We start from the raw sequence: 22524 nt of genomic DNA on the forward strand, positions 1-22524 counted from the left end.
CTATACTTACATTCCTGGAATGTTTAAGCCTTGAGTATGCTTACCTAAACGTTCTTGTGTTAAATCATCTGCTTTGTTCATAGCCTCGTTTGTAGCAGCTAATACTAAATCTTGTAACATTTCGATGTCATCTGGATCTACAGCTTCTTCTTTAATTTCAACGTCTACAACTTCTTTATGACCAGTAACTGTTACAGCTACCATACCGCCACCAGCTGTACCTACAATACGTTCTTCTTTAAGTTTTTCTTGTTCTTGAGCCATTTTCTTTTGCATTTTTTGCATTTGTTTCATCATTTGTTGCATATTTCCGCCACCGCGCATAATATCATTTCCTCCTTAAATGTATCGACATTTTTATTAGTTTATAATTTATTATACATGCGTTTATTATCATTGTCATGTATCACTGTTTTAACTATTTTTACCGTTATTAATTAAGATTTCTGGTTATTGTTTAATATTTTTCTTCTATATAATTAGTCATCAATTAAATGGACGGTTTCTTCACCAAACAAGTCACGAGCTTTTTGAGCCACATCCGTTTCTGGTTCTTGTTGTGGTGTATTCGTTGATGTTTCATTATGTTCAGATTGTTTACGATTATTAATGTATTCAGAACGCACTCTCATCCATTGATCGGATGGAACACCTACTACTTCTACATTTTTATTGATAATATTTCTAACTACATTTTCAATATTACTACGTTTTTCTTCATCTCTATTAACAATTTCACAATGAATTTCTTCTTCAAACTGAATAAGAACACGTTTAGCACTGGCTGCCACTGGTACAGAATTTTGTAATAAGCTGACTAATGATTTTTTATCGTTACTTTTAGCGTAATCAATTACTTCTTGCCAATGTTTTTTTAATAACTGAATATCTTCTTTATTAGCCTCATCTAAAACTTTAGCAATTTGAGTCATAGAGAAAGGATTTTTATTTGCACGTTTTCCTCTAGTAGTCGCTTGAGTTGAGTTCGTTTTATTACTTGGCTGTGTGATACCTTGAGCTTTTAACATTTTTAATTCATTTTCGAGTTGTTCCATTCTTTGTAACAACTCTTCATTATGAGGTTCTGAAGCTACTTGAGTTGTAGCTACGTTTTGGACATTTTCTGGTTGGTTTTTTATCATTTCAGCAATTTTCACCAATAAAACCTCAAAATGCACATTCTGATTAACACTAAAACGAATTGAAACTAATGTATCGTTAATAATATCAATTAAATGGTATAACGTTTCTAAATCGAAACGAATTAAGGCATCATATTCCGCTTCGCTTTCAACCGTTTTATTCATAATCGTATCACGTACGAAATAAATCATATCATTAATGAGACGGTTAACTTCTTTACCTTCTGCGATAAAACGATGATAACGTGCAAAAGCTTCTTTCACATTGCCATCAACCACTTCTTTAAATAAATCATTTAATGCCGCTTCATCCACGCTGCCTGTCACGTCTAATACGTCTTGCAGTGTGAGATGCTCGTCACCAAATGCAATGGCTTGATCCATAATACTTAATGCATCACGCATACCACCTTCAGAAGCTTTGGCAATAAATTCAAGCGCAGCGTCATCATATTGCAATTCCTGTTCTTCAGCCACAAAGCGTAATCGATCTACAATTTGTTCAGTACCTATTGCTTTAAAGTCAAAACGTTGTGCACGTGAAATAATAGTTGGAGGAATTTTATGAGGTTCTGTTGTCGCTAATATAAAAATTGCGTGTGCTGGAGGCTCTTCAAGTGTTTTTAATAATGCGTTAAAGGCCCCAGTCGTCAGCATATGTACCTCGTCAATAATATACACTTTATATTTTGATTCACTAGGTGCGTATTTTACTTTATCTCTAATATTTCTAATCTCATCTACACCATTATTACTGGCCGCGTCGATTTCGATAACATCTCCATTTGTGCCTTGTGTAATCCCTTTACATATCGCACATTCATTACACGGCTCCCCATCGTGAGGGTTTAAACAATTAATTGCTTTGGCAAATACTTTGGCGATACTTGTTTTACCTGTACCTCTCGGACCACTAAATATATAGGCATGCGATTGCTTTCCTTTTGAAATAGCATTGCGTAACGTTTTCGTTACATGTTCTTGACCTACGACGTCTTCGAAACTTTGAGGTCTAAACATTCGATATAAAGCTTGATAATTCACATTCGCACCTCCGTTAACAATTACGTTATATTATATCATGCCTTACTTTCCTAGATTCAACTCAATTTTATATTATATCTGCATTACGCACTGTCCCATGTGGATAATCATTTAACTGATCCCATAAGAACTTCACACGCAATTGATCTTGTTCTGTATCTTTCGAGAAAATATGGTGCACATCGGCCGGCTCATATCCCATCTTTTCAAAATAATTCGGACTACATCCCACTATTATTGTAGTGTAATGTTGCGATTTAGCGCGTTCTTCAATAGCTTGAACTAACGCTTTACCTAACCCTTGATTTTGGATACGTTCATCTACAATGAGAGAAACGAGTTCTAAAGCCTTATATTTGTTATCCTCTGTAACAAGGTTAACTTCACTTAACATAATGTGACCGATAATTTCTCCATTTTCATTTTTAGCAATCACTTCTAACTCGTAGTTGTATGTTTCCGCTTGACGTAAGCGTGCTACAAGCTGACGTTGTGCTGCGCCATTTTGAATCGTATGTTGATTATAACTATCTTCAATTTTATCGAGTGTTGCAGCATAGTCCATTTCAGTTAACGTGCTTAAATAGATTTGCATTCGTTATCCCCCTATTTATGTATCTTTCACACTTCTCTATTTTTGAAAAGGTCCCCAATGTTGATAAAAGCCAATGCCTATTTACTTCACATATAAATATGATACTTCTTTATTCTATACAAAAAAGAGGTGACTTTAAATTAAAGTCACCTCAGACTGTAGCCAAACCCTTTCACTCTTTGTCAGCTAATGCATGCCTAGGTCATTTACGCATGTTAAATTCCCGTCGTTATGCATTGCGCTTCCTCAATTGCTAAGGGCTTTCTTTCAGTCTTTTCTTATATAATTAATATATCAATAACCTCAATCAAAATTAATTAAAGTCACCTACAGGTTAATTATATATCTATGTATAAATTGTTAATTGTAAATATAAAAAACCGCGCACCTTCGAATCGAGTGTGTATCATAAACGTTACCGAAGTCGATAGCTAAATCTCGGCTACCCTACGGCACATATGAGGATCCACTTAATGCTGCTTCCGTCAGGACCTGACATGGTTCATGGGTTCATATTGCATAGGACCGAAATCTTCAAACACCTCGTGCTTCGGGCAGACTTCACAAAGACACACCCTCAACGAAGGAATTAAGTCTCGCATAAAGCGGATTTCGAGTACAGGGAACCGCTACCTCCCCACCTAGCACGGTAAGTTTTATAATACTATAAATAATCCTTTAAATGCAAGTATAATGTTCCAAAGAATCTTGCACTCTTAATATAAACTTCTCTCACACTTCTATGACGCCTTTTATTTGGTATACCTTCTTGAAAATTCATTAAATTTAAATTCTGTTGCTAAGTGTTTGGACACATTGTATTGAAATTGCGTTGTGTCTTTTAAATAAACAATACTTCTTACCGTCGCCGTGTAAGGAGGCTGCACTTTTCCAAAAACATCGTATTCCCATTTAGTAAATGGCTCGAACGTAATCGATTTATTGGAATAACTAATTTCTAAATCTAATTCCGCTTCCAAATAATGATAAATTGAGTCTTGTGCTACTTGATCAGTAATAGATGGAACAATCGATGTTAAGAAATAATCTTCATCTAGAATCTTTACTATATCATTCACGCTACGACTTCTAATAATATGAATAAGCGGTTGATTCTGCTTTAAATTGAGTTGTTTCTTAACATGTGGCACATCATCCGCTTCAACCACTTCATTAAGAAGCACTTGCGTCGTATGCTTCAATCCTAATTCTTCTTTCACTTCTTTGAAACTAATGAGATTCGAGAAAGGAAATTCCGTCATGCCTTGATCGATAACGATAGAACCTTTGCCTCTAATCTTTTGAATCATCCCATCATTTGCTAACAGTTCCAGTGCTTTCCTCACTGTTTCACGCGAAGCATGATATTTTTCAACTAATTCATGCTCGGAAGGTAACTGATCACCGTAGCTATAGGTACCCTCGAAGATACCTTGTTTTAATTCATCATAAATCGTTATAAATTTTTGCTGTGCCATATTTTCTCCACCAGTCTGCTTAGCCAATGATTATGACTGCTCAACTACAATTGCGCCAAACGGTGATATTTCACCGTTTTCCACTGTGCCATTTTGAATCACAATATCTCCATTTGTATCGATTTCATCTGGTAGTTTAACTGCTTCTTTTGAAAAGTTAGCAATCACTAGCCAAGATTGATTGTGATAATTACGACGATAAATAAATAATTGAGGGTGTTCCATATACATTGGCTCAATATCGCCATAAGTAATAATATCATGTTCATGACGTAGGGTGATAAGTTGACGATACATTTGTAAAATAGAATGTTCATCTTCCATGGCATCTTCAACGTTCACTTCATTAACATTATGAGGTATGTCTATCCATGGCGTACCCGTTGTGAAACCAGCATGTTGACTTGAAGTCCATTGGATTGGAGTACGTGAATTGTCGCGTGATTTTTGTCCTAAAATAGTTAAAATTTCTTCTTCGTCTATGCCTTTATGCTTTAAATTTTCATAAGCATTTAAAGACTCGACATCGCGATATTGTTGAATAGAATCAAAGTGTGGATCGGTCATACCAATTTCTTCACCTTGGTAAATGTATGGTGTGCCTTGCAACATGTGAAGCGCAATTGCTAACATTTTAGCACTAGCTTGGCGATTCTCTTCAGTTGAATCATCCCCGAAACGTGATACTACACGAGGTTGGTCATGGTTGCACCAAAAGATGGCGTTCCAACCGCCACCTTTATTAATGCCCACTTGCCATTCCATAAGAATCTCTTTTAATTTCAGAAAATCTAATTTCGCATTCGTCCATTTTTCTCCATCTACGTAATCCACTTTCAAATGATGGAAATTAAATACACTACTTAATTCTTGGCGTTTAGGTTGCGTGTACTTAATACAATTATCAATCGTTGTAGATGACATTTCTCCTACTGTCATCATATCTTTATCTCCAAATGTATGACGATTGAGTTCATGAAGATACTCATGAACGCGTGGGCCATCTGTGTAAAATTCTTTACCTATCTTTGGTGAATCTTTAAATTCACCTTTAGATATCAGATTGATAACATCAAAACGGAAACCATCTACACCAAAGTCAATCCAATGATTAACGATATCATATAACGCTTTGCGGACAGTTTCATTATCCCAATTTAAATCTGCTTGTGTAACATCGAATAAATGTAAATAATATTCGTCTGTGTGTTCATCATATTGCCAAGCATTACCACCAAATTTAGATTCCCAATTAGTCGGTGGTCCATCTTGAGATGGTCTGAAGAAATAAAAATCACGGTATGGATTATCTTTTGAACTAATTGCCTCTTTAAACCACTGATGTTCAGTAGATGTATGATTAATCACTATGTCCATCATTACTTTCAAATCACGTTGATGGGCTTCTTTAACTAATGTTTCGAAATCTTCTATCGTGCCAAATTGTTCATTGATTTTTAAATAATTACTAATATCATATCCATTATCGTTCATAGGTGATTCATAAATTGGCGTTAACCAAATATAATCTACCCCTAGATATTGTAGATAGTCTAATTTTTCAATAATGCCATTTAAATCCCCTTGGCCGTTGCCAGTAGTATCATTGAATGATTTAGGATAAATTTGATAAACTACTGATTTTTTCCAGTCTTGTTGAGCCATTTTCATTCCACCTTTATATATAGTAAATAGGATTAAAACGAAAAGACGTCCAAGTACTTATAAAATGATACGTGAACGTCTTTATTGTTGTTAATTACCCTTATTTTGTTTCGTCAGGATTTTCAACCATTTTCTTAGCTTTAATCGTAGTAAACCTTGAGAAAATGATCGTTAAAATTGCTGGGACTATAACAGCAAGCAATGTGATTGGAATATAAAGATACCAGTATTCACTTTTAATTGAGATGAATGCTGGAACACCGCCAACGCCTACGTTTCCTAGTACTCTATTTGCACCGATAATTGCGCCTAAAACGCCTGAAGTACAAATTGCAGCGAAGAACGGTACTTTAAGTGGTAAGTTTACTCCAAACATTGCGGGTTCTGTTACGCCTAAAAATGCTGACACACCTGACGTTAACGCTAAACCTTCTTCTTTCGCCATTTTACGACGTTTATAAATAAACCATGCGCCAAATGCAGCTGAACCTTGGCAAATATTAGAAATAGCAACGATTGGCCATAAGTATGTACCACCTAATTTACTTCCCATTAATTGGAAATCAACTGCTAAGAACATATGATGTAGACCTGTGATAACAAGTGGTGCATAGAAGAAACCATAAATTGCGCCACCTAACCAACCGGCATGTTCAAAGACAAATTGAATCGCACCAGTAATTGCAGTTCCAATGGCTAAAGCAATCGGTCCAATAATGATGAACGCTAAGAATCCAGTGATTAATAATGCTACTGGACCTACCACGAGCATTTTAATAGAATCATGTACGACCTTGTTAAGCGCTTTTTCAATGAGTGAAAGTACATAAGCTGCGATTAATACTGGTAATACTTGTCCTTGATAGTTTAACTGTTTGATCTCTAAACCGAAGAGATTCCAAGTTGGGATGTGCCCTTTCGCAATATCATATTGTGATACTAATTGTGGATGCATTAAAATCAAGCCAAGTACTAAACCTAAGATAGGACTACCGCCGAAGACTTTCATACTACTCCAACCAATTAATGCTGGTAAGAAAATAAATGCGGTACTCGCGATAACATTGATAATATTTGAGATATCTCCTAATTGTGGGAACTGTTCTACTAGTGGTTTAGAACCAAATAGATTTTCCATTGTTAAAAGGTTATTAATTCCCATAAGAAGCCCGGCAGTAACTAAAGCAGGTAAGATAGGAATAAAGATGTCTCCTAATAATTTAATCAATCTTTGTACTGGGTTACCTTTTTTAGCTGCAACTGCTTTCGCTTCATCTTTTGAGGCTTCTTCAGCACCTGTTTCTTTTATAAATTGTTGATATACTTCGTCTACTGTTCCTGGACCAATTACAATTTGGTATTGATTATCCGCTTTAAATTGGCCTTTTACTAACGTATTGTCATCTAAAGCTTCTTTATTAACTTTATTATCGTCTTTTAATACTAAACGCAAACGAGTTACACAATGGGTTGCAGCATCAACATTTTCTTTGCCACCAATTGCTTTAACGATGTCTTGTACATCTTGTCTTTTGACAGCCACGCCTTTCACTCCCTTATCTTTAATACATAAAGTATAACTTGTCTATACAAGTTTTGTAAAGGCTTACATTAAGTGTGATATTTTTTAAAATAGGATATTATTAGTACTGTTTTTACCAATAGTATGCAAAAAAAGACAAGTACTCAATGTAGATTGAGTACTTGTCTTTTTATATTTATTAGTCTTGGATTTTAATTATAATGGCGGAGGAAGAGGGATTCGAACCCCCGCGGCCCGTTAAGGCCCTGTCGGTTTTCAAGACCGATCCCTTCAGCCGGACTTGGGTATTCCTCCAATGAACACAATAACTATCTTATAACATGGTTCATTGGAAGTCAAACATTTTCTTTACTGTATTAAAACTTTTTTAATTATTTCTTTACAAATGAATTCTATTACATGGTCAAAAACAAATGTTTACACCAGCACTTTTTGTTGTAAATAACTATCGACTGACTTAGCAACCGCACGTCCTTCTTTAATTGCCCATACAACTAAACTTTGACCTCGACGTGCATCTCCAGCCGCAAAAATCTTGTCTTGATTTGTACGATAGTCTTTATCATTTGCTACAATTCTATTAAATTTAGTAGCAATATCAAATTCTCTTGGCACTGTAGGTTCAATACCTTCAAATCCAATCGAAAGTAAGACTAAGTCGGCTGGCCAATGTCTTTCAGTACCATCCACAACTACCATGCCTTCAGGCGTTTCTTCTAATATTTGAGTATAAACTCCGCGGATATTACCAATATGATCCACGTCATAACGCATAGTCTGAACGCCATAAGCACGTGGTTCTCTGCCGAAACGTGTTTCATATTCTTTATGCGCATAATCCATTTTGAAGACAGGTAAAGGAAGTGGCCATGATGTATTAGTTTTAAATGTAATTTCTTCTGGTGCTTTAGTATATTTGTTAAATTGTACAATCGACTTACAATTTTCACGTAATGCAGTTGCTACACAATCGGCGCCTGTATCTCCCGCACCAATAATGATGACATTTTTATCTTTTGCCGTAATAGTGGCCTCTTTAATTTCACCATTGAGCAGCTGTGTTTGTTCTGTAAGATAATCCATCGCAAAGTGAATGCCTTGTCCCATACGTCCTTCTAAAGGTAAATCGCGTGCTTTTTGAGCACCTGTGCATAAGATAATCGCATCAAATTGCGCTTCTAACTCGTCTTTTGATACATCTACCCCTATGTTCACATTCGTTTTAAATTTTATGCCCGCTTCTTCCATTAAGGCAATACGTCGACGTACAACATCTTTATCTAACTTCATGTTAGGTATGCCATACATGAGTAATCCACCGGGCTCAGTAGCTTTTTCGAACACTGTAACTTGATAGCCTATATAATTAAGTTCTTCAGCGGCCGCGAGTCCAGCCGGACCACTCCCTACAATAGCTACTTTTTGAGGTTTACGTTCTTTTGGATATTTTGGTTTGACCCATCCATGTTCAAACGCTTCATCTATAATTGTACGTTCAATCCCTTTAATTGCAATGGAATCACGGTTAATCTTCATTACACAAGAGTTCTCACATGGAGCCGGACAAACGCGTCCAGTGAAATCTGGAAAATTATTCGTTTCACTTAAACGTTCGTATGCCCCTTTAAAATCTTGATGATACACTAAATCATTCCACTCCGGAATATAGTTACCAATAGGACACCCGATCGTTTCTCGACCAAAAGGAAGACCCGTTTGACAAAAAGGCGTTCCACAATCCATACAACGTGCGCCCTGTATTGAGGCTTCTTCACGTGAAAAGCGCTGTTGAAATGCATCGTGATTTTTTAATCGATCAACAAGCGACAATTCGGATAACGACTGTTTCTCATATTTCATAAACCCTTTAAACTCGCCCATAATTGCTCTTCCTCTCTTTAATAAATAACTGCCGGTTGTAAGTTCTGATCAATTGAAGTACCTTCATCGTAGAAGGCAGCCAATTTCGCTTCCTCTTGTGGCAAACGACGACCTTGTAACTCGATTTTTTGCATCATTAACTCGTAATCTTTTGGAATGACTTTGACTACTTTATCGGCTACATGTTCAAAATCTTGTAAAATAGCCGCTGCTTTAGTGCTTTGAGTAAAGTGATAATGTTCTTCTAACATCGTTTTCAATAAGTTTCTTTCTTCGTCATGACTGATTTTCTTAAAGGCTAATGTCGGCAATGCGTTAACGCGTTTGAATGTCTCAATATCACTTGGGAAAATGTAGCAGACGCCACCGCTCATACCTTGTCCAAAGTTCTTACCAACATCTCCTAGTATGATGACATGGCCCCCAGTCATGTATTCCAAGCCATGGTCGCCAATACCTTCAACTACAACGTCTACACCACTATTACGGATACAGAAACGTTCACCAGCTTTACCATTAATATAGGCTTTACCTTGTGAAGCACCATAGAAACTAACATTCCCTGCAATAATTTCGTTCTCTCGGGCTTTATTAGGTGCTTTTACAACAACAGTACCACCTGATAGCCCTTTACCTACATAGTCATTTGCATCACCAGTGTGATGAATCAATAATCCTTTAGGGGCAAAGGCTGCCAAGCTTTGACCCGCATGACCTGTTGTTTCACCGATAATTGTATGTTCTGGTAAACCTTTACTACCGTGCTGTTGAGTAATATAACTACCTGTGATAACGCCCACATCACGTTGTTCATTATTTACAACATAATGTCCCTTAAATGCTTCTCCATTTTCAATACTTTGTTTAGCATCTTTATATAGATAATTTAAATCGAAACCAATATCTAAATGATGGTCTTGAGCGATTTGTTTCGAGTTTGGTCCATCTACTAAATGTAATAATTTAGTGACATCGAGTGATGCAGCTTTAGATTTGAAATGAATCTCACTAGAACGTTGTAATAAATCTGTTCGTCCCACTAAATCTTCGACCTTTTTCAAACCAAGAGAAGCTAAAACTTCTCTAAGTTCTTCTGCAATAAAATGCATAAAGTTGACTACATGGTCAGCTTTACCTCTGAATAAAGCTCTTAGGTCTTGGTTCTGAGTTGCAATACCTACCGGGCATGTATCGTTATGACATACGCGCATCATGATACAACCTAAAACGACAAGTGGTGCAGTAGCAAATCCAAATTCTTCTGCGCCTAATGCACAAGCTAAGGCTACATCTCTACCCGTTAGTAATTTACCATCTGTTTCTAAACGTACACGACTGCGCAAATCATTTAACTTCAATGTTTGATGTGTTTCAGCTAACCCTAGCTCCCACGGTAAACCAGCATGTTGAATACTTGTCTTAGGAGACGCACCAGTTCCACCATCATATCCACTTACTACAATTTTATCTGCAAATGCTTTAGCTACCCCTGAAGCAATCGTTCCGATGCCTGTCTTAGATACAAGCTTCACGGCAATATCCGCTTCTTTATTCGCATTCTTCAAATCGTGAATTAATTGTGCTAAGTCTTCAATCGAGTAAATATCATGGTGTGGGGGTGGTGAAATCAACCCGATTCCTGGCGTTGATCCACGTGTTTCAGCAATCCATGGGTAAACTTTAGTGCCTGGCAATTGGCCACCTTCACCTGGTTTAGCACCTTGGGCTACTTTAATTTGTAATTCTTTCGCATGTTGTAAGTAATCACTTGTAACACCGAAACGTCCAGAGGCTACTTGTTTAATCGCACTTGATAAATAACTACCATCCTCTTGAATTTCATAGCGTTTAGGGTTCTCTCCACCTTCACCACTATTACTTTTTCCGCCTAATCGGTTCATAGCTTTCGCTAATGTTTGATGCGCTTCTTCAGAAATTGAGCCATAACTCATTGCTCCTGTATTAAAACGTTTAACGATAGATTCTACAGATTCCACTTCACTAATAGGAATAGAAGGTTGCGTCTTAAATTCTAATAAGTCGCGTAGGTGATCCTTTCTGTTGTCATGAACTGCATTTGAAAAAGCTTTAAACTGTTCGTAATTATTCTCACGACACGCATGTTGTAACAAATGAATCGTTGTCGGATTAAACACATGATGTTGGCCTTGCTGACGCCATTGGAAAAGGCTTCCTGAGTCTAAATATTCACTATGACTACTTTGACGTGCTTTATTTTCTTCATCAATTTGTTCAATACTCAAGCCTGATAATTTAGATTGTGTTCCTGTAAAATAAGCATCAATGACTTCTTGAGAAAGACCTACTGCTTCAAAAATTTGAGCACCTTGATAAATTTGAACAGTAGAAATACCCATTTTAGCCATGACTTTAATGACACCTTCAGATAAAACATTCGTATAGGTTTCTACATTTTCAGAGATAGTACCTGTAAGATGTCCATTCTCCGATAAGTGCGCAATCGTTTGTTGTGCTAAATATGGAATCACCGCATTGGCACCATAGCCTAGTAAACAAGCGACATGATGAACTTCACGTGTTTCACCAGATAAAGCGACTAAACTCGTATTCATACGTAAATCTTCTCTAATCAATAGTTGATGAATATGGCTGATTGCTAATAACATTGGTATCGCATAACGTTGACCTTCAACTTCTGTTTTACTCTCTGTTTCAATGAGATAACTATCATCAAGAACTAGAATCGTGTAACCTTCACGTGTTGCTTGAATGGCGGCTTTACCTAAACGTTGTAATGCCTCTTCAAGACTACCATGATATAACGTTGATAAATGTTTCACGTCAAACTTGCTTTGTTTAATCTTCTCTAATTGACTCAACGTCAACACAGGTTTAGATAATTGAATGCGATTAAGCACAGAAGGATTCGGTTGTAATAAGTTTCCTTCTCCTCCTAAATAAGAAAGTTCACTTGTGACTATCTTTTCACGATACGCATCAATTGGCGGATTAGTTACTTGTGCAAACAATTGCTTAAAGTAATTAAATAATGATTCAGGGCGCTCATTTAGTACTGCGAGTGGTGAATCATAGCCCATCGCAACAATTGGATCCTTTTTGCCTGCCACTAACGCAGTCATATATTTATAAATATCTTCTTTAGTATAACCAAACTGTTTTTGTAATCGAAATAGTGTAGATGGTTCTAATAAACGACGGTGATACTTTACATCATCCAACCCTAAATCAACTTTATAATTTTCAAGCCATGTTTGATATGGGTGCTGACTCGCTATACGTGCTTTCAACTCGTTATTATCGATTACTTTATTAGCTTTGAAATCTACAAGTAGCAATTTTCCTGGATTTAATTGTCCTTTAAAAGCAACATTTTCCTCAGGCACATCGATGACACCCACTTCAGAAGAAAATACAATAAAGTTATCTTTAGTGATCGTGTAACGACCAGGACGTAAACCATTACGGTCAGTTAGCGCACCAATTTTATCACCATTACAGAATGAGATCATTGTCGGTCCATCCCATGGCTCCATTAAATAACTATAGAATTCATAAAACGCACGCACATTTTTATCGTTTGCTTTGTTATATAACCATGGTTCTGGAATTAACAACATTGCTACTTCTTCAGGTTCCATTGCTAATGTTAAGAATTCTAACGCATTATCTACAATGGCTGAGTCACTACCATCCTCATCCACAATCTTTTGAATTTTATAACTTTCTTCTCCAAACAATGTATGAATTAATTTGCGTTGACGCGCACGCATCCAATTGACATTGCCTTTTATCGTATTAATTTCTCCATTATGCATCAACATACGGTTCGGATGGGCACGTTTCCAACTTGGAAATGTATTCGTACTAAATCTTGAATGAACTAACCCTAGCTTTGATTTATAATCTTCATTATTTAGATCTAAATAAAACTTTTTAATTTGATCTGAACGCAGCCATCCTTTATACACAATCGTTTTATGAGATAAACTTGTGAAATAAAGTGTTAACTTTTGTGATTCTGCGTATTGTTCAATTTGCTTTCTTGCTAGGAAAAGCTGTTTCACAGCTGTTTTATGTGAGTTTAAATTGATAAAGATTTGTTGAATATAAGGCATAGTTGCCACAACATGCGGGGCAATAGCTTGAGTATCAACGGGTACATCTCTATAGCCGATAACACTTAGACCTTCTTGATCAATAATTTGATTAAATATTGTTTCATGTGATGTGCCAGCAATTTTTTGATTAGAGAAAAAAAGACCTACCGCATATTCCCCTTCATTAGGTAAGTCAAAGTCGCTATATTTTTTGAAAAATTCAAACGGAATTTCTGTCATAATACCTGCACCATCTCCAGTAACTCCGTCTGCCCCAACGCCCCCACGATGATCTAATCGTCGCAACATTTCTAAAGACTTTTCAATAATGTCATGAGACCTTACATTATTCATATTGGCGTAAAAACCGATACCACATGCATCATGTTCCTCACGGAAATCATACAACCCTCTTTTTAATCTATGTTCAAACACGATGCCCACTACTTTTGAGAATTTTCAGAAAATTTACTGTTAATAATAATTAATATAATGTAAAATATTTATCTGAACAATATATTAATTAGATGATACCGTTCTAAAAAATAGATGAATGATACCACGATAATAAGCACTATTGAAAGCGAGGGAACGTGTTGGAGATTAAACAACTTAAATATTTCGTTGAAGTCGCAAAACGTGAACATATTTCTGAAGCAGCTTTAGAGTTGAATATTGCTCAATCTGCTATAAGTAGACAAATTACCTTATTAGAGCAGGAGTTACAAGTGACCCTATTTAATAGACAAGGACGTAATATCCATCTAACCTCTCAGGGCAAAGCTTTATTAACTCAAGCTACTCAAATTTTAGGACAATTAGATGAAACTGTTGCCCTTTTCCAAAAAGAAAAACTTAAAAATGCACATATTATTAATGTCGGATTTGAAGAAAGTTATATTTCGAAGATGATTACGTCTCTCATTCAATCATTTGAGCAAAATTATGAGAGCATGGTGATGCCATCATTAATGACAACATCAGAAATTATAGAGAAGGTTCATACAGGGGCATTAGATATAGGATTAGTTGAGATAACTCCAGAATTACAACAAGATAGACGTTTATCATTGAAACCTTTATTTGAAGAAACATATCATATATATGTGCCAAAAGATGATGCGGTGGCCTTAGCAACTCAGCCACCTCTCTCTCAATTTGAGAAACACGAGTTATATACATTGACGTCGCTTGCCCCTAGCATAGAGCGTAAATTAAAAAACACTTTAAAAACGTCTCCTATTATTGTAGGAACAGAATTATTAGCGCAATACTTATTAAAGCAAAGACGAGGATATGTCATAGTTCCTGACTATGTAACGCTTAATAATGCTAATCAAGACATATATAATATTTCGCTAGCCCATACAGAGCTAAAACGTTCATTTTGCGCTATCTCAAAAAAAGATAATAAGAAAATAGATGTGCTTAATTTACTGAATTTAATACAACAACTATTAAGTAAAATATCAACCTATCATTAAAGATTAGCCTTAAATAAAGGTATGTTCATCAACCAGAACTGAAGCTGATTAAAAATCTGTAAATCAAAATAGTTACTATTTGAACAATCTTTTATGGAGGCGTATAATCACTCTGTCATAATAAAGGATAGAAATAAAAAATGAACGAGGTTTATGATTTATGAATATAAAGAAACAAACACCATTACAACGGCGCGTTCTTAATTGGATAACGCTTATCATCACTATTGTAATGATAGCTTTGTTTGTCTTTACATTTTTTAACGCGTCTTTTTATCACACACCTATCGGTAAAATCACGCAAGTTGAAACAAGCAAAGCACAAAAAATAACAGACGAACAACACAACTCTGACTTAAAATACAAACAGCATTTAACATTAACCATACTCAACGGTCAATTTAAAAATGCGACCACAACTATTGATAACACATATGTAAAATCTCAAGCAGATACTGAACATTTCAGTAAAAATGACAAAGTATTATTGCATATTCAAAAAAGTCCTAAAGATGCGACCATATTAGAGAAAAAGCGCGATAGTCTGACTGTCGCTATTGTAGGCATTTTTATCATAACGTTGCTTCTAGTAGGAAGACACGTGGGACTTCAATCCATCTTATCATTAATATTTAATACGATTGCAATCATTTCAGCGATAGCAATTCATAACGCACTGACATCTACAAATTTATTTTTATTAATGAGTATTGCGGTCATTCTTTCTACAATCGTTACATTGTTATTAGTGACCGGTTGGCACATGCGTACATGGATTACAGCACTTAGTACGTTATTAGGTACATTTTTATGTATCGGTATTACAGAATTAGTGATTCAACTTACGGGTGGTTCGGGCGTAAAATATGAAACAATGAGCTTTTTAACCTTACCTCCTAAAGATGTATTTATGGCTTCCGTATTGATCGGCTCATTAGGCGCTGTTATGGATGTAGCCATTACTATCTCTAGTGGTATGTATGAAATCGTTCAGCGTACACCTGACATCACTACATCTCGTTTAGCATTAGCAGGGCGTAATATCGGCCAAGATATCATGGGGACAATGATCAATATTTTACTTTTCTCTTATTTATCCGGCAGTTTAGCCATGTTTTTAATTTATTTAAAAAATGCTAATACGTTTACCTATACGATTTCAATGAATTGGTCGTTAGAAATAGCCCGCGCGCTAACGGGAGGCATCGGTATAGTATTAACGATTCCAATTACTATTGGCCTTATGGTGCTATGGGTTAAAAGAAGGGGTGTGATGACACGATGAATGCAATTTTTATACTCGCACTTATCTTATTTGCACTAATGATTATCTTCGGAGGTAAAAAAGGGGTAGTTTCTTACTTAACACTGTTTTTAAACTTTATTATTTTAATCATTAGTATTGTGTTCATTATGTTTGGTACCCCTATTTATTTAGTCTCATTCATTTTTTGCCTTATTATAGCAGCTTGCAATCTATTTATTTTAAATAGTTATAATACTAAGACAAAAGCTGCATTTATAGGTACCATTGCTACCACTATTATTTTAATTATCGGTATCTATTTATCGGTTAAACTAGGTCACTTACAAGGTTTTGCGACTGAGCAACAAGATGAAACGTATATTTTTTCAATGAATATTGGCATTGATATGGTCCAATTTTCAGTATTCACTATCATTCTTGCAGTTATTGCTGCAGTTATCGATTTAACGATTACCATCAGTTCACCGATCTATGAACTCAATGCTACGAATCCTAACTTAACTCGTAAGGAATTATTTCAATCAGGTATGCGTGTAGGTCGAGAAATTCTTGCTACTTCGGCAAATACGATTTATTTAGCATTCTTTGGCGGTCAGCTAACTTTATTCTTCTGGTTCTTCCAACTTCATTACTCGTTTGGACATATTATTAACTCGAAGATTTTCGCCCAAGAATTCATTTCTATTTTATTGGGTGGCATTGCCGTAGCCCTCAGTATTCCAATTACAGCGTGGATAACCGCGATGTTGATTAAACACCCTAAGTTTAATCATTCATCATCTTCTGATACGTCTTCTCTTGAAAATGAAGCACCAATTGAACGTGATTAAGATATACAAACGTAAGCATCCTACCATTCTCAAACATTGTAGTGACGCTTACGTTTTATTTATTTTATAGCTCATGATATAGACTGGCCTACCTTCTAAAGAAGCATCACCAGTATAATTGTATCCTGCGTTCTCATATAACCTCATTGCTTTATGATTGTCAGTATTGACTGTAAGTACAATTTCATTCATGATTGGAAATTCTTGTTCGATGAAATGAGGTAATGCGTCAATAATTGATTTTCCAATACCCTGGCCTCTATGTTTCGCATCCACACTAAAAGAACGAAAGAATATCGCCTGGGGATTATCACTATACGGGATAACACCACGACCTTCATGCAAAGTGAAATACGCCACACATCTGTCATTTTGCGTAACAATAATTGGATGCCTTTCACTATCCTCTTGAGCTAATTCAATATTATGCAATGGAGTTTTTGTAAATTTTCTATCTTCCTTAAGTACTTCAAATGATTCAATCCATTTAATATCATTATTTGTAAAACGTCGAATTTGCATTTTTCTCCTACTTTCTTGTCGAAAATGTTTCAATCCATTTAATTACAGCAGGTGCTATTAATGACGTATCAGCTTTATCAAACCACTTAATATCAGTGATTTCATTATCAATTGTCACTTGATCCCAATCAATATCTACGTTAACTTTAAAGCCATTCAATTCAGTTAACATATCGGGTTGAGGATAAGCCTCTCCTACAACTGTACCTATATAAGTGAAATCACTTTGTGATAAGTCTAAACTTAGTTCTTCCCTTACCTCTCTTTGAATAGCATCAAGTAAGGTTTCACCTTCATCAATCTTGCCTCCAGGAAAATAATACTTCTCTCTGTTACGTACTTGCACTAATAAAATTTTGTCCTCTGTTTCTTCAACTAGACACACACATTTAATCATAGGATATTATTCCTCCATTTATAGCTTTACACTTCAAAAAAATAACACAATTTAGTATGATGTTAACATATAATAGTAAAGAAGGTCGGGACAAAAGCGCTTAGGATTTGAGCAGAACCGAACGGTGAGCAAAATTGTTTCTCAAATTTTGTCGAATCGTGAGAGTGTCTGCCGAAAATTCTGCTTTCGGGACGCCGTTAAGCGATTTCCCAGAGCCTCAAAGCTTTTATCCAGATTCTAACGTTTCGGAGGGTATTATTCATGGCAAAAAAATCAAAAACTGCACGTTTATCTAGCTTAGTTAGTACAGCTGGCTTTATCGTTGATGGTTATAACGGTATTAAATTTAATGCTAAAAATAAAAACTTAGTTTATTTATCTTTAGGATTAAGTGCATTTGGTACATTACTTGATTTCATCGTTTCAATGAGATCACCATATAAATTCCGTAAAGTAACGGCATTTGGTTCATTCATCATTAACGTTACACGTTTAGCTTCAAGCTTCAGAAAAGTTAAAGAAGACTACAATTTCCAATAATAATAAAAGGCTAGCCATACTCAAAAGTTCAACATTGAACTCACGTATGACTAGCCTTTCTATTTATATATTAATGGATAAATTTATAATTACGTACTTGATATGCTGGAATAGTACGATACGTAACAATTCCTGGGCCTGCACTATAGTTCATTTCTGATACTAAAATGCTACCATTACTATTTACTCTTTCCACAAAAGCCACGTGTCCATAATAACCAGCATCTGATTGTGCGATAGCACCTACTGCTGGGCTATAATCAACTCTGTATCCATCTCTTGCTGCTGCATTATCCCAGTTATTAGCGTTCCACCAATATGTACTAATTCCTCTACCTACAGCTGCACGACGATTAAATACATGCCATGTACATTGACCCCAATCATATAAATTACTGTGATGATATGTTGGAGAATTATAACTTGATTGTGACGGTGTTACACTTCTAGTACTTGTATTTTGAGCACTTACTGGTGCTGTACCACTTACTTTTAATTGTTGCCCTGGATAAATGAAGAAGTTATTTAATCCATTTAATCGCATAATATGTTGATACGTTGTGTTATAACGTGATGCAATTAATGATAACGAATCTCCATAACGTACTGTATATGTACTAGTTGATCTATTAGCGTTTGAAGATGAATTGTTATTGTTTGTATATGTATGCGTTGCTGCCGAACCTGAAACTTTTAACTTTTGGCCTGGGAATATCAAGAAACTATTAAGACCATTTAAGTCCATAATATGACGATAAGTCGTACCATAGCGACTAGCAATTAATGATAAACTATCCCCTGCTTTTACAGTATATGTACTTCCTGAATTGCTTTGATATGATTGATTTGAATAATGATTCGTAGATGCAGAGCCAGAAACTTTTAATACTTGGTTTGGAAAGATTAAGTTTGAAGATAAACCATTTAGTGATTTTAGTTTAGCTATTGTAATACCGTAACGATGTGAAATTGACCATACTGATTCTCCACTACGAACTGTATGGGTTGTCGATGCTTCAGCTTGATGTCCGAAGAACGTTGAGCTTAAAGCCCCTGTTCCTATAATAGCTGTCGCAAGATATTTTTTATTCATGAAATAATGCCTCCTTAAATATACGTGAGTTATTTATTCATTAATATTTCGAAACTGAATTAAACGCTTTTGTATTTAATATTTTAATCATTTTAATCCGAACGAGTAGTTTACGTATATTAAATTAATACAAATTGACATAATATTCCATTTCATTTTGATTACAGATGTATGAATTTTTAGTGCGATATATATAAAATGTAAATTTTATATATTATTACGCGTTTTAAAATTTACATTTATACGATAATGTAAAAGACCAATTAAGAATATGAATACTTAATTGGCCTTCCAAACTGATTATCTTTATTTAGTTAAGCTATCTTCAATTTCTTTAATTTCTTTTTGTGATAAATTAACGGCTTTTTCTCCGTCTTTAGTATCTTTTTTCAATGCTTCTTGTGCTTCTTTACCATGATATAACTCTACAATTTTCTTAATTGTTTTATTATCTTTATCTTTAGAGTTCACCGCAACAATGTTGATGTAAGGTTTTACTGAGTCTGAAGAAGATTTTTCTAAATAAATTGGACCTTTCTTAGCATCTAATCCAGCTTTAGTCGCTACCCCATTATTGATAACTGAGATATCTACATCATCTAATGCACGTGCAGTTTGTTGTGCATCAACTGCTTTAATTTTTAAATGTTTTGGATTGTCTTTAATATCTTTTGTTGTGCCACTTAAACCGAAGTTGTCTTTAAGTTTTAATAATCCAGCTGATTCTAATAATTTTAAAGCTCGAGCTTGGTTAGACACATCATTTGGAATAGTGACTTCTGCGCCATCTTTAACATCTTTGATATCTTTAACTTTTTTAGAATAAACGCCTAATGGTGCTAATACAGTTGTACTAATTGCATCAATTTTTGTGTCTTTATGTGCTTTTTTATATTCATTTAAGAATGCGAAATGTTGGAATGCGTTCATATCAATGTCCCCATCACTTAACGCTTTATTGGGCACATTATAGTCTGAGAAGTGTTTGATTTCGACATCGATACCATCTTTTTTAGCTAATTCTTTTACCTTTTCCCAAGCAGCAGTATCATTAGAAGCAACCCCAATCGTTACTTTCTTATCGTTGCCGCCTCCGCCACATGCCGCTAAGACAATTAACGACGCTAATAATAATCCGATAATTTTTTTCATCTGAAAATGCCTCCCTAATTAAAAAATATATATTTAAATAACTAATTTCTTCGAATAACTCTAGAAATAAAGTTACCTAATGATTGAATAATTTGGACGATAATCACTAAAACTACTACTGTAATAATGATGACAAGTGTATCGAAACGTTGATAACCGTACACTAAAGCTAAGTCACCAATACCGCCACCTCCGACAGCTCCAGCCATCGCCGTACTACCAATTAATCCAATAATGGCAGTAGTAATCGCTAAAACGAGTGAGCCTAATGCTTCAGGTAATAAGAAGTGACGGATAATTTGAAACGGTGAAGCTCCCATTGCTTTTGCCGCTTCAATAATACCGTCATCTACTTCTAGTAATGAATTCTCTACTAATCTTGCTATGTAAGGTGCAACGTATACTGTTAGTGGCACAATCGCTGCAGTCGTTCCAATCGATGTACCTACTAACAATTTAGTAAATGGTACAATCGCGATTAATAAAATAATAAATGGAATAGATCTTAAAACATTAATAACTGGATTAAGAATTTGGTGAATAATGACATTTGGCCATATCCCATTTTTTCGTGTAACAACTAATAAAATCCCTAATGGTATACCAATTAACGCACCAATAATCAGTGCGACTGTCACCATATATAACGTTTCGTATAGTGTCGTATAGTGCTTGAAGTAATTGAGATGAATCTATACTTGAACCAAACATCTAACGCACCTCCTCAAATTGAATATGATGTGCATTAAAGTAATCCTCAATCTTATCTCGTTGAAAATGTTGGTCATGTTCAAAACGTAACCACAAATAACACACCGTTTCATCTTGAATATCCGACATAGATGAAAATAAAATCGTCACATTAACCTGATATTGACGAATAAGTTCATTCACTAAAGGTTGTTCAATTTGTTGTTTATCTAAAAACAATTGATAATCTGTGTAATGGTTATCTGCACGTTTAAATGATTTGCGTAACGCTTTCGATGGCTCAGTACTAATTACTGTAGAGACAAAGCTTTTAGCTGTCTTCGTTTTAGGATGGCTAAATACATCTTTAACTGTACCAAGCTCTACTACTTTACCTTGTTCCATCACAGCTACACGATTACAAACTTTTTGAATCACACTCATTTCATGAGTAATCATCATAATTGTGACACCGAAAGTTTGATTTACATTTTTTAATAATTGGAGAATTGAACTCGTAGTTGCAGGGTCTAACGCACTTGTTGCTTCATCACACAATAAAATTTTAGGATTTGTGACGAGTGCTCTCGCAATAGCTACACGTTGTTTTTGACCACCTGATAGTTCATCGGGGAATTGATTCTTTTTGTCGGCTAAACCAACGAACTCTAACATTTCTTCTACCTTTTCTTTAATTTCCGCCTTACTTTTATGACTTAAAATAAGTGGCATTGCAACATTTTTAAAGACTGTTTTAGAATTTAATAAATTAAAGTGTTGGAATATCATACCGATATCTTTTTTTACTTTACGAAGATCTTTTTCACTATATGTATTGATTTCGTGGCCATCTACAATCACTTGGCCTTCTGTAGTATGTTCAAGTTGGTTTACTAATCGAACGAGCGTACTTTTACCAGCGCCACTGTACCCAATGACACCGAATATGTCATTTTTATTTATTTTGAAAGACACATCTTTCAAAGCATGTATTGTTTCTCGCTTTTTCCGAAAAACTTTATTCACATTTCGAAATTCAATCAAACATCTTCACCCTCATCTAATTCTGATTATACATATAAGAATAATTGAATTATAGGG

Annotated in this window: 17 protein-coding genes, 1 tRNA gene, 1 other RNA gene and 1 pseudogene; 4 read left to right on the forward strand and 16 right to left on the reverse strand. The window is 35.3% G+C overall.

What is annotated here, in order from left to right; genetic code table 11:
- Positions 1–6: 6 nt before the first annotated feature.
- The 10 genes from LIX58_RS03480 to gltB all read right to left on the reverse strand — a co-directional run bounded on the left by LIX58_RS03480 (position 7) and on the right by gltB (position 13883).
- Positions 7–324, reverse strand: coding sequence for a YbaB/EbfC family nucleoid-associated protein (locus LIX58_RS03480; protein ID WP_031916187.1), 318 nt, complete (start codon positions 322–324; stop codon positions 7–9).
- A 155-nt stretch (positions 325–479) separates the two neighbouring features.
- Positions 480–2186, reverse strand: a complete 1707-nt coding sequence (gene dnaX, locus LIX58_RS03485) for a DNA polymerase III subunit gamma/tau (RefSeq protein ID WP_154838182.1) — start codon at positions 2184–2186, stop codon at positions 480–482.
- A 67-nt stretch (positions 2187–2253) separates the two neighbouring features.
- Positions 2254–2781, reverse strand: a complete 528-nt coding sequence (locus LIX58_RS03490) for a GNAT family N-acetyltransferase (protein ID WP_126566367.1) — start codon at positions 2779–2781, stop codon at positions 2254–2256.
- Between the two features lie 380 nt (positions 2782–3161).
- Positions 3162–3431, reverse strand: an RNA gene (ffs, locus tag LIX58_RS03495) — signal recognition particle sRNA large type.
- A 102-nt stretch (positions 3432–3533) separates the two neighbouring features.
- On the reverse strand, positions 3534–4259 hold the full coding sequence (treR, locus tag LIX58_RS03500) for a trehalose operon repressor (RefSeq protein ID WP_126566364.1): 726 nt from the start codon (positions 4257–4259) through the stop codon (positions 3534–3536).
- 30 nt (positions 4260–4289) lie between these two features.
- Entirely contained in the window at positions 4290–5924 is a 1635-nt protein-coding gene (gene treC / locus LIX58_RS03505) for an alpha,alpha-phosphotrehalase (protein WP_126566361.1), read from the reverse strand.
- A 100-nt stretch (positions 5925–6024) separates the two neighbouring features.
- Positions 6025–7467: a PTS system trehalose-specific EIIBC component gene (gene treP / locus LIX58_RS03510; protein WP_135789031.1), complete on the reverse strand. Its 1443-nt coding sequence runs from the start codon at positions 7465–7467 to the stop codon at positions 6025–6027.
- Between the two features lie 201 nt (positions 7468–7668).
- Positions 7669–7761 (reverse strand) — tRNA-Ser (locus LIX58_RS03515).
- A gap of 123 nt (positions 7762–7884) precedes the next feature.
- Positions 7885–9348 carry a glutamate synthase subunit beta gene (locus tag LIX58_RS03520; RefSeq protein ID WP_154838183.1) on the reverse strand — a complete coding sequence of 488 codons (1464 nt, stop codon included), beginning with the start codon at positions 9346–9348 and terminating at the stop codon, positions 7885–7887.
- 17 nt (positions 9349–9365) lie between these two features.
- Complete coding sequence (gltB, locus tag LIX58_RS03525; protein ID WP_226386077.1) at positions 9366–13883, reverse strand: glutamate synthase large subunit; 4518 nt, start codon at positions 13881–13883, stop codon at positions 9366–9368.
- A 161-nt stretch (positions 13884–14044) separates the two neighbouring features.
- Here gltB and gltC point away from each other — a divergent pair, with 161 nt between their 5' ends.
- From gltC to LIX58_RS03540, 3 genes are all read left to right on the forward strand, one after another.
- On the forward strand, positions 14045–14932 hold the full coding sequence (gene gltC, locus LIX58_RS03530; RefSeq protein WP_126564825.1) for a glutamate biosynthesis transcriptional regulator GltC: 888 nt from the start codon (positions 14045–14047) through the stop codon (positions 14930–14932).
- A gap of 160 nt (positions 14933–15092) precedes the next feature.
- Positions 15093–16217 (forward strand): YibE/F family protein, encoded by a 1125-nt coding sequence (locus tag LIX58_RS03535; RefSeq protein ID WP_226386078.1) that lies wholly within the window; start codon positions 15093–15095, stop codon positions 16215–16217.
- Complete coding sequence (locus LIX58_RS03540; RefSeq protein ID WP_126564827.1) at positions 16214–17029, forward strand: YibE/F family protein; 816 nt, start codon at positions 16214–16216, stop codon at positions 17027–17029. The genes LIX58_RS03535 and LIX58_RS03540 overlap by 4 nt, the downstream gene beginning before the upstream one ends.
- A 48-nt stretch (positions 17030–17077) precedes the next feature.
- On the opposite strand, the gene LIX58_RS03545 is transcribed toward LIX58_RS03540, so the two are convergent.
- A complete protein-coding gene (locus LIX58_RS03545) occupies positions 17078–17551 on the reverse strand; it encodes a GNAT family N-acetyltransferase (protein ID WP_126564828.1) in 474 nt (157 codons plus the stop codon).
- Between the two features lie 7 nt (positions 17552–17558).
- Positions 17559–17948: an NUDIX hydrolase gene (locus LIX58_RS03550; protein WP_126564829.1), complete on the reverse strand. Its 390-nt coding sequence runs from the start codon at positions 17946–17948 to the stop codon at positions 17559–17561.
- A gap of 261 nt (positions 17949–18209) precedes the next feature.
- On the opposite strand from LIX58_RS03550, the gene LIX58_RS03555 reads away from it, so the two are divergent.
- Complete coding sequence (locus LIX58_RS03555) at positions 18210–18488, forward strand: hypothetical protein (protein WP_154838185.1); 279 nt, start codon at positions 18210–18212, stop codon at positions 18486–18488.
- A gap of 70 nt (positions 18489–18558) precedes the next feature.
- Here LIX58_RS03555 and LIX58_RS03560 read toward each other — a convergent pair whose 3' ends face one another.
- From LIX58_RS03560 to LIX58_RS03575, 4 genes and pseudogenes are all read right to left on the reverse strand, one after another.
- Positions 18559–19581, reverse strand: a complete 1023-nt coding sequence (locus LIX58_RS03560) for a LysM peptidoglycan-binding domain-containing protein (protein ID WP_126564831.1) — start codon at positions 19579–19581, stop codon at positions 18559–18561.
- 306 nt (positions 19582–19887) lie between these two features.
- On the reverse strand, positions 19888–20733 hold the full coding sequence (gene gmpC, locus LIX58_RS03565; RefSeq protein WP_226386079.1) for a dipeptide ABC transporter glycylmethionine-binding lipoprotein: 846 nt from the start codon (positions 20731–20733) through the stop codon (positions 19888–19890).
- A 41-nt stretch (positions 20734–20774) separates the two neighbouring features.
- Positions 20775–21444 (reverse strand): annotated as a pseudogene (locus LIX58_RS03570) (methionine ABC transporter permease).
- Entirely contained in the window at positions 21445–22467 is a 1023-nt protein-coding gene (locus LIX58_RS03575) for a methionine ABC transporter ATP-binding protein (protein WP_126564834.1), read from the reverse strand. It lies immediately after the preceding pseudogene.
- Between the last annotated feature and the right edge of the window lie 57 nt (positions 22468–22524).

The organism is Staphylococcus sp. Marseille-Q1834, from assembly GCF_916858875.1.
In the GTDB taxonomy this organism is placed as follows: domain Bacteria; phylum Bacillota; class Bacilli; order Staphylococcales; family Staphylococcaceae; genus Staphylococcus; species Staphylococcus pragensis.

What these genes read in the sequence shown, in the direction of transcription:
- LIX58_RS03540 (WP_126564827.1), top strand. Translation starts at nt 16,214, where the DNA reads ATGAATGCAATTTTTATACTCGCACTTATCTTATTTGCACTAATGATT.
- treR (WP_126566364.1), bottom strand. Translation starts at nt 4,259, where the DNA reads ATGGCACAGCAAAAATTTATAACGATTTATGATGAATTAAAACAAGGT.
- treC (WP_126566361.1), bottom strand. Translation starts at nt 5,924, where the DNA reads ATGGCTCAACAAGACTGGAAAAAATCAGTAGTTTATCAAATTTATCCT.
- LIX58_RS03545 (WP_126564828.1), bottom strand. Translation starts at nt 17,551, where the DNA reads ATGCAAATTCGACGTTTTACAAATAATGATATTAAATGGATTGAATCA.
- gmpC (WP_226386079.1), bottom strand. Translation starts at nt 20,733, where the DNA reads ATGAAAAAAATTATCGGATTATTATTAGCGTCGTTAATTGTCTTAGCG.
- LIX58_RS03555 (WP_154838185.1), top strand. Translation starts at nt 18,210, where the DNA reads ATGGCAAAAAAATCAAAAACTGCACGTTTATCTAGCTTAGTTAGTACA.
- LIX58_RS03490 (WP_126566367.1), bottom strand. Translation starts at nt 2,781, where the DNA reads ATGCAAATCTATTTAAGCACGTTAACTGAAATGGACTATGCTGCAACA.
- LIX58_RS03535 (WP_226386078.1), top strand. Translation starts at nt 15,093, where the DNA reads ATGAATATAAAGAAACAAACACCATTACAACGGCGCGTTCTTAATTGG.
- LIX58_RS03520 (WP_154838183.1), bottom strand. Translation starts at nt 9,348, where the DNA reads ATGGGCGAGTTTAAAGGGTTTATGAAATATGAGAAACAGTCGTTATCC.
- LIX58_RS03480 (WP_031916187.1), bottom strand. Translation starts at nt 324, where the DNA reads ATGCGCGGTGGCGGAAATATGCAACAAATGATGAAACAAATGCAAAAA.
- LIX58_RS03550 (WP_126564829.1), bottom strand. Translation starts at nt 17,948, where the DNA reads ATGATTAAATGTGTGTGTCTAGTTGAAGAAACAGAGGACAAAATTTTA.
- LIX58_RS03560 (WP_126564831.1), bottom strand. Translation starts at nt 19,581, where the DNA reads ATGAATAAAAAATATCTTGCGACAGCTATTATAGGAACAGGGGCTTTA.